12 protein-coding genes are annotated in these 14,494 nt (G+C 37.5%); 6 read left to right on the forward strand and 6 right to left on the reverse strand.

Going from position 1 to position 14,494, the window contains the following annotated elements; genetic code table 11:
* Both ACINWC743_RS17465 and ACINWC743_RS17470 read right to left on the reverse strand, forming a co-directional pair.
* Positions 1–295 (reverse strand): IS5/IS1182 family transposase (locus ACINWC743_RS17465; RefSeq protein ID WP_009584487.1); only part of this gene is annotated, 295 nt, incomplete at its 3' end.
* Positions 296–522: 227 nt separating this feature from the next.
* On the reverse strand, positions 523–1,149 hold the full coding sequence (locus tag ACINWC743_RS17470; protein WP_009586377.1) for a class I SAM-dependent methyltransferase: 627 nt from the start codon (positions 1,147–1,149) through the stop codon (positions 523–525).
* Positions 1,150–1,318: 169 nt separating this feature from the next.
* Here ACINWC743_RS17470 and ACINWC743_RS17475 point away from each other — a divergent pair, with 169 nt between their 5' ends.
* The 4 genes from ACINWC743_RS17475 to ACINWC743_RS17490 all read left to right on the forward strand — a co-directional run bounded on the left by ACINWC743_RS17475 (position 1,319) and on the right by ACINWC743_RS17490 (position 4,624).
* Complete coding sequence (locus ACINWC743_RS17475) at positions 1,319–2,842, forward strand: fumarate hydratase (protein WP_005033728.1); 1,524 nt, start codon at positions 1,319–1,321, stop codon at positions 2,840–2,842.
* Between the two features lie 83 nt (positions 2,843–2,925).
* Positions 2,926–3,495, forward strand: a complete 570-nt coding sequence (locus tag ACINWC743_RS17480; protein ID WP_009586387.1) for a hypothetical protein — start codon at positions 2,926–2,928, stop codon at positions 3,493–3,495.
* Entirely contained in the window at positions 3,485–4,018 is a 534-nt protein-coding gene (locus ACINWC743_RS17485) for a DUF2059 domain-containing protein (protein ID WP_005033732.1), read from the forward strand. The genes ACINWC743_RS17480 and ACINWC743_RS17485 overlap by 11 nt, the downstream gene beginning before the upstream one ends.
* Before the next feature lie 72 nt (positions 4,019–4,090).
* Positions 4,091–4,624: a DUF2059 domain-containing protein gene (locus ACINWC743_RS17490; protein WP_009586393.1), complete on the forward strand. Its 534-nt coding sequence runs from the start codon at positions 4,091–4,093 to the stop codon at positions 4,622–4,624.
* Between the two features lie 51 nt (positions 4,625–4,675).
* Here ACINWC743_RS17490 and ACINWC743_RS17495 read toward each other — a convergent pair whose 3' ends face one another.
* The 4 genes from ACINWC743_RS17495 to tig form a co-directional block, all read right to left on the reverse strand.
* Positions 4,676–5,425, reverse strand: coding sequence for a DUF2846 domain-containing protein (locus tag ACINWC743_RS17495; protein ID WP_009586384.1), 750 nt, complete (start codon positions 5,423–5,425; stop codon positions 4,676–4,678).
* Positions 5,426–5,592: 167 nt separating this feature from the next.
* Positions 5,593–6,903: an ATP-dependent Clp protease ATP-binding subunit ClpX gene (gene clpX / locus ACINWC743_RS17500; RefSeq protein ID WP_009586396.1), complete on the reverse strand. Its 1,311-nt coding sequence runs from the start codon at positions 6,901–6,903 to the stop codon at positions 5,593–5,595.
* Between the two features lie 36 nt (positions 6,904–6,939).
* The gene (gene clpP / locus ACINWC743_RS17505; RefSeq protein WP_005033741.1) at positions 6,940–7,551 is read right to left on the reverse strand and encodes an ATP-dependent Clp endopeptidase proteolytic subunit ClpP; all 612 of its coding nucleotides are present in this window, start codon (positions 7,549–7,551) and stop codon (positions 6,940–6,942) included.
* 189 nt (positions 7,552–7,740) lie between these two features.
* The gene (gene tig, locus ACINWC743_RS17510) at positions 7,741–9,072 is read right to left on the reverse strand and encodes a trigger factor (protein WP_004830173.1); all 1,332 of its coding nucleotides are present in this window, start codon (positions 9,070–9,072) and stop codon (positions 7,741–7,743) included.
* Between the two features lie 431 nt (positions 9,073–9,503).
* Between tig and ACINWC743_RS17515 the strand changes: the two genes are divergently transcribed.
* Together ACINWC743_RS17515 and ACINWC743_RS17520 are read left to right on the forward strand one after the other, a co-directional pair.
* Positions 9,504–11,729 (forward strand): TonB-dependent receptor, encoded by a 2,226-nt coding sequence (locus ACINWC743_RS17515; RefSeq protein WP_009586379.1) that lies wholly within the window; start codon positions 9,504–9,506, stop codon positions 11,727–11,729.
* A gap of 418 nt (positions 11,730–12,147) precedes the next feature.
* Positions 12,148–14,487 carry a TonB-dependent receptor gene (locus ACINWC743_RS17520; protein WP_171064913.1) on the forward strand — a complete coding sequence of 780 codons (2,340 nt, stop codon included), beginning with the start codon at positions 12,148–12,150 and terminating at the stop codon, positions 14,485–14,487.
* The last annotated feature ends 7 nt before the right edge of the window (positions 14,488–14,494 follow it).

The raw sequence follows: 14,494 nt of genomic DNA on the forward strand, positions 1-14,494 counted from the left end.
GATGAGCGCGAATATGAGAACCATCGATGAACAGCCATTCCATATCTGTATTCAGCGATAATAATTTAAATATAGTGAGTAACTTACCACTACTTGACCAGCGATTAAAACGTTTAAAAATAGAGTTGGGTTGTCCAAAGCAAGTGGGGATATCACGCCAAGGGCACCCAGTTCTAATCCTATAAAGAATCGCTTCAATAAAATTTCTTAAATTTGAGTTGAGATGAATGGATAAATTACGCAAAATAGCTTTCAACTTTTGCCAGTGTTGATCTGTTAACATGGTACGAGGCATAGCGAATAGTAGAATTGGGTTTGGCGATTTAATTTTACTACTTCGCTATTTTTTAATCTAAAAGTGTCAACACGCCCTAATAACAATCTTAAGCATTAACTAAATAATTATAAAAAATAGCTATAAAATTCAAAAAAATAATTAAAATATTCTTGTGCTATTTATGTGATATTTATCACATTTATAATCATTTAACTATTTTATTCAATTGATTAAATGAACAACAATTATTTCCTTTGCGCCAACCAAACTGTATGCCCCGTACAATTAGGGTCTTCTACGACCCTATTAATCACTTTAAAGCCGTAGCTATGGAATAATTGGCTATATTCTTCTGGCGATAAACTGGCATGATATAGAGGTTCTCCAAACAGATCTCCAATTTGCTCTCCAAATGTAGGTCCACTGGTAAACATTAAAACCGCCCCCTGTGTCGCAAAACGATCAAATCGTTGAAACATTGCCCTTTGCCACTCAGGTGATAAATGGAAAAAACTATCCCAAGCTAAAATCCCCTCAAACTTTTCAATCAGTTCAACTGTGCGCATATCTGCTTGAATCCAAGTACAGTTTGGAAACAAATCTTCAGGAAAATTCTCTCGCGCCATATCCAGCATTTCTTCTGAACTGTCTACACCCGTCACATTATGGCTTTGCTCAATCAAATAAGCCGCTATGGGTTGTCCTGAACCGCAACCTAAGTCCAGTATATTTGAGTGTTGTGGAAGTAATTTTAAAAACCGATCTAACCATACTTTCTCATATAAACAAGACCCTCTTAATGCAGTCCATGCATAGGCTTTATTGTTATAAATTTCAATAATATTATCTGCAAGATGAGTATGCTTTCCCATAACGCTTCTGTGCCCATTGCAAGCTTTTATTCTATCATCAGTATAAAGTTTTTATCCCAAATAAAATAATAAAACTTTAGCCTAAAAATCCATCAAAGCCACCACAAAACAAGCAATATCACGTATAATTCAGCCCGCTAGCTAACAGCCCGCTCAAGAGATTTTTGATATGACAACTATTATCAAACAAGATGACTTGATCACATCGGTCAAGGACGCGCTTCAGTTCATTTCGTACTATCATCCACAAGACTTTATCCAAGCGATGAGCCGTGCTTATGATCGTGAAGAGAACCAAGCTGCAAAGGATGCAATTGCACAAATCTTAATTAACTCACGTATGTGTGCAGAAGGTCATCGTCCAATCTGTCAAGATACTGGTATTGTTAACGTATTTGTTGACGTGGGCTTAGATGTTAAATTTGATTTAACCATGAGCTTAGATGATGCGATCAATGAAGGTGTACGCCAAGGTTATTTAGAAAACACCAACGTACTCCGTGCTTCAGTTTTAGCAGATCCAGCTTTTGGTCGTAAAAATACCAAAGACAATACACCTGCTGTAATTCACTACAAACTCGTTCCAGGCAATAAAGTCGATATTACTGTCGCAGCGAAAGGTGGTGGTTCAGAGAATAAATCTAAACTGGCAATGTTGAACCCTTCTGACTCGATCGTAGACTGGGTGCTTAAAACTGTACCAACGATGGGTGCAGGTTGGTGCCCTCCTGGTATGCTCGGTATCGGTATTGGTGGTACTGCTGAAAAAGCCATGATGCTTGCAAAAGAATCACTCATGGAAGAAATCAATATGGACGAATTACTTCGCCGCGGTCCACAGAACCAAATCGAAGAACTTCGTATTGAAATCTTTGAAAAAGTGAATGCTTTAGGTATTGGTGCTCAAGGTCTTGGTGGTTTGACGACTGTTCTTGATATTAAAATTAAAGACTATCCTTGTCATGCTGCTGGTAAACCAGTCGGTATGATTCCAAACTGCGCTGCAACTCGTCATGCTCATTTCCAATTAGACGGTTCAGGTATTGCACATATTCAAGCACCTTTACTTTCAGATTATCCTGAAGTGACTTGGGATACTTCAACATCTAAACGTGTTGATTTAGACAATATCACACAAGAAGAAATGAACTCGTGGCAACCGGGCGATACATTATTATTAAATGGTACCATCTATACAGGTCGTGATGCTGCGCATAAACGTATGGTGGATATGCTCAATAAAGGCGAACAGTTACCTGTAGATCTAAAAGGTAAATTCATTTACTACGTAGGACCTGTAGATCCTGTAGGTGATGAAGTTGTAGGTCCTGCTGGTCCAACAACAGCAACACGTATGGATAAGTTTACACGTCAAGTCCTTGAAGCAACTGGCTTGTTCGGTATGATCGGTAAAGCGGATCGTGGTCCTGCTGCTGTTGAAGCGATCAAAGACAATAAAGCAACTTATTTAATGGCTGTTGGTGGTGCTGCTTATTTAGTATCTAAAGCCATTCGTGAAGCTGAAGTTGTCGCATTTGCTGACCTAGGTATGGAAGCAATTTACAAATTCAAAGTACAAGATATGCCTGTATCCGTCGCTGTTGATGTAAATGGTACTTCTGTTCATGCAACTGCACCAAAAATTTGGCAAGCAAAAATTGGCAAAATTCCAGTTGTTGATGCTGCAAATTAATCTGCATAAAAGCTGAAATTAAGCTTGAGCATCACTTGAAAAGCACTCTATGATTAGGGTGCTTTTTATTTTTGAGTCAGGTCATGAACTTTATAAAATATATTATTTTTTCTGTATTATTGCTATTCTCGATCTCTATACAAAGCTTTGCCTTAAATACAGAAAGTGAATCCCTTGATCGACTCACACAGGGTATCATTGGCAATCAAATATGGCGTCTTCAAGCGAATGAAGACGCAAAGCGTATTTATCAAAATCAAGCAGAAAATTTAATTAAAAATGGGATAAGTACGATACAACTCACGGATAACGAAAAACAAATCATCCCAGAAATTGTCGCGGTTTATCAATCAATGACGAAAGATATTCTTCGAGATCCACAATTTATCAGTCAAACCAAGCAAATTATTTTAGAATCGTTAAGCCCTCAAGAAATTGAAGCACTTTATCAGCATGACACAACGCCAAGCCAAGCACTGTACACAAAACTTGCAAATGTTGACACGAAAATATTCATAGAAAGCAATGCTGCGATTCATAAAGCAATTAATGATCCTCAATTTATTCAGCAATATCGCAATAAAATTGGAGAAATTATTCAACAACTACATCGATTAGAGGATAATAAAGAAAGGAAAACTCATGAAAATTAAACAGTTCGCTTTAACTTTAAGTTTATGCTGTATGACAGTGTCAAGCTTTGCATCTCCAGCAACAGATAAAAGCGTAGACAAATTAATGCAACTTTCCAATATCACCGAGATATTCAAACAAAGTACTCGAGATATGCAGCCCTATTTTGATGAGCAAGCTGAAGATCTTGTTCGGCAAGTGACTGGCGCTCAGACACTCAACATTGATCAACAAAATGCGGCACTGCAAATTAGTGCTCTCTATAGCGATGTTCAACAAAAAATGATTACAGATCCTGAATATCTTGCTCTATTCAAATCACTTTTTAAAAAAACCTTTACTGAAGAAGAAATCCAAGCCAATATTGCGTTCCTCAGCACACCTTTAGGGCAATCGATCAATCAGAAAATGAATCTATTGATGACTGAAGTCATGCAAGAAACCACTAAATTCTCACAGAAGCAAATGCTTAAAGCAGAAAATCAAAAAGTGATTAAAGATAAAATGGAAGCCATTTTAAAACCTATACTGCAAACCCAATAAAGCTTTATATTGTTTTCGAATGTGGGTAACACCTTTGTCGTATAAATAACAACGTGATCCTATAGGTATATTATGAAATTATTACAACATTTAGTGCTGCTTGGCTCATGTCTAACTGCCAATTTTGCTTTTGCAGCACAAGCATCTGATCAACAAGTACAACAATTGTTAAAAGTGATGAACATTGATCAACTTTTACAAGAAACGATGCAACAGATCCGTCCTCAATTAGATCAGCAGGCTTATCAAATCATTAAAATGTCCGTAAACAAGGAACAATTAAGTCCACAAGAACAAATTGTTGCCAATGAATTGGCAGATAAAATGTATGCTCAAAGTCAGAAAACGGTGTCTTGGGAACAAATTAAACCACTTTATCTCAAAATTTATAAAGACGTTTTCAATGCGGAAGAAGTACAAGCACAAATCGACTTTTATTCGAGTGCTGTGGGGCAATCTATACTTAAAAAGTCTCCACAAATTGCTCAAGAAACGATGAAGATGATGAATACTCAACTTAGCAATATCCTTCAAAATACCGAACAAGATTTTAAAGAGATAAATAAGAAACTTGCTGAATTAAAAAAAGCGGCGAATACCCCTTAAACATTAAAAAAGAGAGCTTCGCTCTCTTTTTTAATCTGAATACTTAAAAGCTTACCAAGTCGTTGGATTCCAAAGCTTAAAGGGTTGCCCCAAGTGCACATCATCACTCACCTTATATGGGGCACCTTTAATTTTCTCTTGCGGTTTAATCACACGCCCATCCGCCGTCACCTCTGCCACAAAGTTCAACCCAGGTGTTTTAAGTTGCGTCATGGCAATTTCTTTTAAGCCCTGTCGGGTTGGCATTTGCATCAATGGTCCAACACGTAATAGCCCTGCCTCACCGTTTGGTCCACCACGGAATTTTTCTTCCTCATATTTGACAAAATATTGCCCACCCGCCTCTACTGAGAAATAGGCAACCTTAGGCTTTTGAAAATGAAAAACTGTTAAAGGGCGACTTAGACTTAATTTATAATCACCTTCAGCAAGTTCAATCCAATAGTAGTGATTGCTGATTAAACTCGGAATCCGCTTACCATTTAAAAAGAAATTGGTGGGAATGATTTCTTGTCTGTTCCAGCGACTATCTGGACGATAAAAATAAATCACAGCAGCTTGAGGATTCTGTGGCTTCACCAAATGAAAGTATTGACCGGGTTTTTGATTGACCCAAGAACCTACAGAAAAAGATTTCACTTTATATTGATCAAGCTTTTCATGAACCAATGATTGTTCTTTTTTAAAATCAATAGGATCTAAAGTCGAAACAACTTTGGTTGATTGCTGTTCTACAGATTGATGACTCTGACAAGCTGCTAATCCACAACTCATCAAAACAACGAGACCGATGTAACGCATGATTTTCCCTCACCGCGTATTTTTTATTTTCATTCTTAAGAAACAATATTCTGCACAGTGAGCTTAACATTACAATGACAATTTAAAAATAAAAAAACGTGTAAATAGTCAAGCTACTTACACGTTTCAGATAAGATGCAAAAGTAATATTGAGTAAAATCGAACATTTAAGCCGATTTACTGTCTAAAACTTTTAGATCTACTTTTTCAACTTCATTGCTTTCTTGCTTAGGTTGTCGTTCAGGTTTGAACTCAGGCACAGCTTTATCATTGATCACTGCTTCATTGATAATGACTGTACCAATATCAGAGCGACTTGGTAAATCATACATCGTCTCAAGTAGAACGTTTTCCAAAATAGAACGCAAACCACGCGCACCTGTATTACGCTCTAAAGCCTTTTTCGCAATTGCACGTAATGCCGAGTCTTCAAAGAGAAGATCAACATTTTCCATTTCAAATAAATATTGATATTGGCGTGTTAAAGCATTTTTAGGCTCAGTCAGAATCTGCATTAATGCTTCTTCATCAAGCTCTTCTAAAGTTGCGATCACAGGTAAACGACCAATAAACTCTGGAATTAAACCAAATTTCACTAAGTCAGCTGCTTCAACTTGACGGAATAATTCAGAAACTTTTTTAGTGTCATCCTTATTCTTCACATCCGCAGTAAAGCCAATTCCACCTTTCTCTTGACGTTGTTGTACCACTTTTTCAAGACCAGAGAATGCACCACCACAAATGAACAAGATATTTGCAGTATCAACCTGAATAAACTCTTGCTGTGGATGTTTACGTCCACCTTGAGGCGGAATGGACGCAACTGTACCCTCAATCATTTTTAACAATGCTTGTTGTACACCTTCACCAGAGACATCACGCGTAATTGATGGGTTTTCAGATTTACGGGTAATCTTGTCAATTTCGTCAATGTAGATAATGCCCTTTTGTGCCTTCTCTACATCGTAATCTGCTTTTTGCAACAGCTTTTGAATAATGTTTTCAACATCTTCACCAACATAACCAGCTTCAGTCAATGTTGTCGCGTCCGCCATTGCAAAAGGTACATCAAGTAAACGAGCTAAAGTTTGCGCAAGCAAGGTTTTACCTGAACCTGTTGGTCCGATCAGCAAAATATTACTTTTTGCAATTTCAACTGCATCTTTAGGTTTATGTCCAGTTTGAGAAACTTTCAAACGTTTGTAATGGTTATATACAGCCACTGAAAGCGTTTTCTTCGCAGTATCTTGACCAATCACATATTGATCCAATGCCGCACGAATTTCATGAGGCTTAGGCAATGGGCGTGATGCCCAATCGCCAGTTTCCACTTGCTGACTCGTTTGCACTAAGTCTAGACACACATCCACACATTCATTACAAATATATGCGTCCTCGCCTGCAATCAGCTTACCGACTTCAGACTGCGTTTTACCGCAAAATGAACAATGCTTTTGTCCTTGAGGAAGATCGGACATTTTCACTCCAAATTCTTAAATCATATCTATAAATGCTTAGTTTTGAGGTCGTTTACTTAATACCTGATCCACTAAACCATATTCTTTTGCTTGCTGCGCGGTCATGAAATTATCCCGATCTGTATCTTTGGCAACAGTTTCGTAATCCTGACCACTATGTTCAGCCATTAAACGGTTTAAACGTTCTTTGATAAATAGAATCTCACGTGCGTGGATTTCAATATCCGATGCCTGACCACGGAAACCACCTAGTGGTTGGTGAATCATTACACGAGCATTTTCCAAGCAATAACGTTTACCCTGCGCACCTGCATTCAATAAGAACGCACCCATTGATGCAGCCTGCCCCATACAATATGTCACCACATCAGGTTTAATAAATTGCATGGTATCGTAAATTGCCATACCTGCAGTAACAGAACCGCCTGGTGAATTGATATATAAATGGATATCTTTATCTGGGTTTTCAGCTTCTAAAAACAACATTTGTGCAACAATAAGATTTGCCATGTTGTCTTCAACTTCACCCGTTAAAAAAATCACACGTTCACGTAAAAGACGCGAAAAAATATCGAAAGAACGCTCACCACGTGAAGATTGTTCTACGACTACTGGCACTAAAGCGCTTTCAATTGATGGAACATACATACGTTATTTATTCCTGAATTTTTGTTACGTCACTCATGTTCACAATATGAGGGATAATTGCTGAAAATGCAAAATATTCCCAACTAAATATCCGATATTTTTTGCATAAGTATTGTGAACAGATTAACTAAGCCAATGTTTAAACTCATAAAAAAAGGCGCCAAAGCGCCTTTTTCAACATCAAACAACTTAGCCTTGTTGGCGTGCTTGTTGCTCTTTTAACAAATCTTGATAGCTTACAGCTTCGTCAGTCACTTTAGCGCTAGCCAAGATGTGGTCAACCACTTGATCTTCTAACACAACGCCTTCAATTTGAGCACGTTGTTGCTTGTCAGTTTTGAAATATTCAATCACTTCAGCTGGATCTTCATAAGAAGAAGCCATATCTTCAATATAAGCATCAACACGTGCTTGATCTACTTCAAGTTTAGCATCAGCCAATACTTTACTCACAAGTACGCCAAGCTTCACTGATTTCTCAGCTTGCTCTTTGAACAACTCATCTGGAAGCATGCTGCTGTCAAATGCTTTTGCACCTTGAGCACCAAACTGTTGAGTAAATTGTTGAATCATTTGTTGACGTTGACGGTCAATTTCTTGAGCCAACATAGATTCAGGAACTTCAACTTCGTTTGCAGCAACAAGTGCATCAAAAGTTGCACCTTTCACTTGGTTACGCAAACCATTTTTCACTTCACGTTCCATGTTTTTGCGAACGTCAGCTTTTAATTTTTCAACGCCTTCTTCTTCAGTTAAACCAAAGATTTTTAGGAATTCAGCATCAATTTCAGGTAGTTTTTGCTTTTCAACAAGTTTAACTGTGATTTTGAATTGCGCAGCTTTACCAGCCAAGTTTTCAGCTTGATAGTCTTCAGGGAAAGTAACATCAATTACTTTCTCTTCGCCTTTCTTCATACCAACGATACCGTCTTCGAAGCCAGGGATCATACGACCAGAACCTAAAACAAGTTTAAAGTCTTCAGCAGCACCGCCTTCAAACTTTTCACCGTCTACAGTACCTTCAAAGTCGAAAGTCACTTGCATGTCTTTCTTCGCCATGCCTTTAGTTTCAGTCCACTCAGCACGTTGCTTTTGAAGGTTTTCAAGCATTACGTCAACATCTTTGTCTGTAACTTCAGACGATTTACGAGATACTTCTAGACCATCAAATTTAACTTCAACTTCAGGATAAACTTCAACAGTTGCTTGATAAACTAAAGCATCATCTTTGTTTTCAACTTTGTCGATGTTTGGCATACCAACAGCATTGATTTTTTCTTGTTGAATTGCTTCAAATACGGTGTCACGAATAATATCGTTGACAACTTCTTGATAAATACCCGCGCCATATTCACGACGTACAACATTTACAGGCACTTTACCTTGACGGAAGCCGTTAATCTTCACAGTTTTAGCAGTGCGTTTCAAGCGAGCTTCAAACTGCTCGTTAATACGGCTCGTCGGTACAGATACATTTAAACGACGGGCAACGCCCGAAACCGCTTCAGAAGTTACTTGCATGGCTTCCTCGATAGAATTTAATAATTACAGTTTTTCAAAAAGTGCCACATTATATGACAACATTTGAATATATACAAAACACCTGTGTAAATCATTTTATTTCAATGATTGTTTTTATCTTTTATGCTGACTTTTTAAACAAAAAATTAAATCAATTCATTTCTCAGGATTAAATACATTTTGATGAATTTACCTAAATCTAAAATTTTATTTACACACGCTTCACTTTTTTTACATTTTGAAATATTTAACAAGTATAAAAAAAATTATTTCTTTCAATCCATAAAATCAAAAATAACAGCTAAATTTATTTATTTTTACTTCAAGTTTCTCTAATTCAATCGGCAAATACAATCACAAACTAATGCATAAAAAAATAAGAATTATTATTATTCGCATACAAATTTACACTACTCTTTGTGAGTTAAAGTATGTCATTTATCAAATCACGCAAAAAGATTGTTAGCACAGCAATCGCTTCATCACTTTCAGTTATTGCAACGTCAGCTATCGCTCAGGACGAAATCGCAAAACTACCAACAATTAAAGCACAAGCGACTGCAGAACAAAGTTTAAAAGTAGATCAGTCGGCTAATACAAAATTTGTTGCCCCACTTCTTGATACACCTAAGTCGGTATCAGTTATTTCAAAAAAACTTATTGAAGATACGCAAGTCACAACACTTGCCGATGCGCTTCGCACAGTTCCTGGGATTACTCTTGGTGCTGGTGAAGGCGGTAATCCAAATGGTGATCGTCCATTTATCCGTGGATATAACTCTGAAAGTTCAATGTATGTAGATGGGGTTCGTAATTCCACCTCACAAAACCGTGAAATGTTTGCTGTAGAGCAAGTTGAAGTAATCAAAGGTTCTGCATCATCATTGGGTGGTGCTGGCTCAGTCGGCGGTAGTGTCAATATGATTTCTAAAGTTGCTAAAAAAGGTGACTTTCTAGAAGGTTCTGTCGCTGGTGGTACAGACAATTACCAACGTATTACCCTAGATGGAAATAAAGATTTTGGTAATGGTATTGCTGCACGTGTTGCGGTAATGGGACATCACAACGAAAAAGCTGGGCAAGATAATGGCGCAGAATACAAACGTGCAGGGATCGCGCCTAGTATTACTTTCGGTTTAGATACTGCGACTCGTGCAACGTTAAGTTATTATTATTTAAAATCTGATGATACGCCTGATTCAGGTGTGCCGTATAATTATGATGCTTCTAAGAAAGCGACTGTTGGCAAGCCTGTCGATGTTAAGCAAGGCATTTATTATGGTTTGTTAGATCGCGATTTCCAAAAACAAGAAAACCAAATTGGTACCATTAAATTAGAACATGATTTAAACGATAACTTAACAATTACCAATACTGCCGTATATAACAAATCAACCAATGATTATCTTTGGACTCAACCCGATGATTCAAAAGGTAATGTATTAAATGACAAAGTCTGGCGTCGTATCAACTCACGTATTACTGATACGGATATTTTCACAGATCAACTTGCATTGACTGGTAAATTTAATACTGGTGCAATTAAACATAAGTTTAATGTTGGTGCAGAATATAGTGATCAAAAATCAGACAAAGGTAGCTATACAACCACTTATCCAGGTTATACAGGTACTACAACTGGTGGTTTCAACAGCGATTGTAAAATCAATGATGCATGGTGTACCTCTTTAACAAATCCTAATTCGAAAGAAGAATGGTTAGGTTCAGCAGTTGCTAATCGTAATACCACTACCACTACAACTAAAGTTACATCAGTTTATTTACTTGACAATATTGAATTTAATCCACAATGGCTACTTGACCTAGGTGTTCGTTGGGACAAATTTGACACTGAACAAGTGACGAATGCAACAGGCGCTAAACTAGAAAATAATAAAGACTTTTTTACTTACCAAGCTGGTTTGACATATAAACCTATGAAAAATGGTTCAATTTATGCAAGCTATGCAACATCAGCTAACCCAGTGGGGGTTGATGGTGGTGATGGTTCAGAAGCAATCGGTCAAGCTTACATGGATTTAAAACCAGAAGAAGCGCGTACATATGAGCTTGGTACAAAATGGGATTTCCTCGATGAACGCTTAAACTTGACTGCAGCAGTATTCCGTACTGAAAAACAAAATACCCGTATTCAATTAGATGCTGGCACCTATACCAATGGTGGTGAAAGTAAAGTTGATGGTATTGAGCTTACTGCAACAGGTAAAATCACGGACAAATGGGATATTACTGCGGGATATTCTTATCTAGACAGCGAAATGACAAACCCAGGACCATCGTGTACTCGTGCAGGTGTTTGTACCTTCCCTAACCCAGCCAAAGGCAAACAACTACCAAATGTACCTAAAAACAGCGCAACACTTTGGACAACATACCAAGTGCTTCCACAGTTAACTGTTGGTGCAGGTGCTTTAGCGATGGATAAAGTTTACGGCGATGCTGCCAATACTAAATTTGTTCCAGGCTATGTTCGCTACGATGCAATGGCACGTTATAACGTTAACAAAAATGTTGATCTACAATTAAATCTAAACAACCTTTCAGATAAACGTTATTTCACCAAAGCCTATGCATCACACTATGCAACAGAGGCTGAAGGTCGTAATGCAGTATTGTCGATCAACTTTAAATATTAATAGTTAATACTTTAAAAATTAAATTGAAATGGCTCCTTTTCATAGGGGGCCATTTTTTTCGTATAATTTAGCTTGTTATTCCTTCAATTAAAGATAAACCTCACTGTTATTAATTCTCACTAAAAAATTATCCTATAATTTCCAATAGTTATTTTTTACCAATCATTAAAAATACACTATATTTCAGCAATATGATCAAATTCAATCAATCATATCTTCTATAGCTTTCTTTAATTATATTGAATGAATTAAACAGTTTTTCCGTATGAATAATTATTTACACACATTGTTAATGAAAATAATTATCATTAGAATTCGCAATATTGATTACATACCTTAACAATTTCTCCATTATTGCGACATAAAAGTCTTTGCGCAGTAGTGGATAAGTTCAATATGATCTGCGATGGATGCAAAAATGGCTCGAAAGTATTCTGTAAAAAACAAAAAAGTGAAAACAGTTGCATTGGCAATTGCTTTACCCAATTTAGCGTTTGCTGCTGCTGAGGAAACTCCTACCCAACTTCCAACAATTCAGGCACGTGCAGAACAAAATGCATCCTATTTAGCACCTAAAACTTCCTCGACCAAACGGACAGAAACGGTTTTAGATACAGCTAAGACAATACAAGTGATCACTGAAAAAGCACTTAAAGATCAAGGTTTACTTTCATTGCAGCAGGCATTAGCAACGACCCCAGGTATAAGTTTCGGTGCGGGTGAAGGTGGTGGCGGTTATGGAGATAAAATCAATCTGCGCGGATACGACGCAACCTATAACACCACGGTTGATGGTTTACGAGATGCAGCGTTAACCAACCGTTCAGATTTATTCAACTATGAAGCTGTTGAAGTCATCAAAGGCGCAAACTCTGTTGAAAACGGCGTAGGTCAAATTAGTGGCGGTGTCAATTTAGTTTCAAAAACGCCTAAAAACCGTGATAGCAATGAAATCACATTGGGATTCGGTTCAGACAACTATAAACGCTTTACTGGTGATTTTAATAAAGTTGTAGATGAAGATTTAGCATTCCGCCTAAACGTTATGGGGCATCAAAACACTTATGCTGGTCGTGATGAAGAAATGAAGCGCTGGGGAATTGCCCCTTCGGTTACATTTGGCATAAGTGATACGACCAAAGCAACATTATCTTACCTTTATCAAAAAGATGAAAATGATCCACAATACGGTGTGCCTTACTATAATGGCAAACCGGTCAAAGGGATTTCAGATAAAAACAGCTATGGTTATCGCAATCTAGATCAACAAGATATTGAAAATCAAGTTGTCACATTCAAAGTAGAAAGCGAAATCAGCCCTAACGCAAAACTCAACTCAATCACCCGTTATAGTGATATTGAACAAAAAGCGACTGTATCTGCACCACAGGGTACCTTCTGCTTAGCAGATGGTACATCACCAACAGCGATTACAAATACAAATCAAACAGGTTATAAGAATTGTAGTGTGACTTCTGGTTCAACGACCATTACAGTACCAAATGGTTCTTATTATATTTCTGGTCCCCGTGGCTATTATCGAAATACCCACAATAAACAATTTGCCAATGACACCAATATCAATATGCAATTTAAAACAGGAATCATTGATCATGCTGTTGTCGCTGGTGTAGGTTTTAGTCGTGAAGACTATTCAATTACAACAGCTGGGTATTTATATAATTCAAATGGTTCATCTGCTGGTAGTTCCATTACAACGCCGCTTTACATGAATGTATATAATCCAGATAACTTTTGGCATGGTCCAACAAACTTCCGTAAAACAGGTGTAGCTGAAGGCTATTTAAATGTCTATTCCGCGTACTTGTTTGACACTTTAAAGTTCGGTGAACAATGGTTACTCAACCTTGGTGTACGTAATGACTATACTGACGGTCAATATCGTTCAGACACTGTTTCTACAACTACAGCAGCCGTAACTCGTGGTCAAAACTACAAACAGTCTGATAATTTAATTTCCTATAATGCTGGCTTAACGTTTAAGCCAACGCCTGCAACCAGTCTGTATTTGTCTTATGCCAATGCTCAAAAGCCTGTACAAAACACTGCAAGTGGTGGATGTTCTCAAACCATTACCAATAATGCAATCACAGCAAACTCTTGTAGTACTGATCCTGAAAATGCTGTTGCCTATGAAGTTGGTGCGAAGTGGCAAGCAAATCCTAACTTCTTAATTTCTGCCGCAGTATTCCGCAATGAACAGGATAAAGTCCGTGTAACCAATGATATACCGGGACAGCCTGATGCAAAATTAGATGGTAAAAACTATGTGCAGGGTGTTGAGTTTGGTTTAGCCGGTGAAATAACACCTAAATGGAACATCACAGCAAGTGCAGCCTATATGGAGGGTAAATATGATCAAACCAAAGTCAATGGTTCACCCAATATTGATTTTCAAAAAGGCGATAAGTTAGTCAATGTTCCGAAAGTTTCAGGTAGCTTATGGACCACTTATCAACTTAATGATCAATGGCAAGCTGGATACGGTTTAACCTATCAAGGTGAAATGTATTTAAGCACACGTTCAGCGACTAATAATCTAGTACAACAGGTCAAATCTGATGATTATTTGATTCATAATGCTTCTGTAACATACAACTATAACAAAGATTTAAGTTTCCAATTATTGGGGCAAAACTTAAGTGATGAAAAGTACTATACCCATATTCGTAACAATGGTTGGGCGATGCCAGGTGAAGGTCGTAAAGGTGTATTCAATATCAACTATAAATTCTAAGATGTAG

This window comes from Acinetobacter sp. WC-743 (assembly GCF_000335555.1).
In the GTDB taxonomy this organism is placed as follows: domain Bacteria; phylum Pseudomonadota; class Gammaproteobacteria; order Pseudomonadales; family Moraxellaceae; genus Acinetobacter; species Acinetobacter bereziniae.

Bases quoted from the DNA above. Each gene is read 5' to 3' on its own strand.
- ACINWC743_RS17515 (WP_009586379.1), top strand. From the start codon at position 9,504: ATGTCATTTATCAAATCACGCAAAAAGATTGTTAGCACAGCAATCGCT.
- ACINWC743_RS17520 (WP_171064913.1), top strand. From the start codon at position 12,148: ATGGCTCGAAAGTATTCTGTAAAAAACAAAAAAGTGAAAACAGTTGCA.
- clpX (WP_009586396.1), bottom strand. From the start codon at position 6,903: ATGTCCGATCTTCCTCAAGGACAAAAGCATTGTTCATTTTGCGGTAAA.
- ACINWC743_RS17480 (WP_009586387.1), top strand. From the start codon at position 2,926: ATGAACTTTATAAAATATATTATTTTTTCTGTATTATTGCTATTCTCG.
- ACINWC743_RS17470 (WP_009586377.1), bottom strand. From the start codon at position 1,149: ATGGGAAAGCATACTCATCTTGCAGATAATATTATTGAAATTTATAAC.
- tig (WP_004830173.1), bottom strand. From the start codon at position 9,072: ATGCAAGTAACTTCTGAAGCGGTTTCGGGCGTTGCCCGTCGTTTAAAT.
- clpP (WP_005033741.1), bottom strand. From the start codon at position 7,551: ATGTATGTTCCATCAATTGAAAGCGCTTTAGTGCCAGTAGTCGTAGAA.
- ACINWC743_RS17495 (WP_009586384.1), bottom strand. From the start codon at position 5,425: ATGCGTTACATCGGTCTCGTTGTTTTGATGAGTTGTGGATTAGCAGCT.
- ACINWC743_RS17475 (WP_005033728.1), top strand. From the start codon at position 1,319: ATGACAACTATTATCAAACAAGATGACTTGATCACATCGGTCAAGGAC.
- ACINWC743_RS17485 (WP_005033732.1), top strand. From the start codon at position 3,485: ATGAAAATTAAACAGTTCGCTTTAACTTTAAGTTTATGCTGTATGACA.
- ACINWC743_RS17490 (WP_009586393.1), top strand. From the start codon at position 4,091: ATGAAATTATTACAACATTTAGTGCTGCTTGGCTCATGTCTAACTGCC.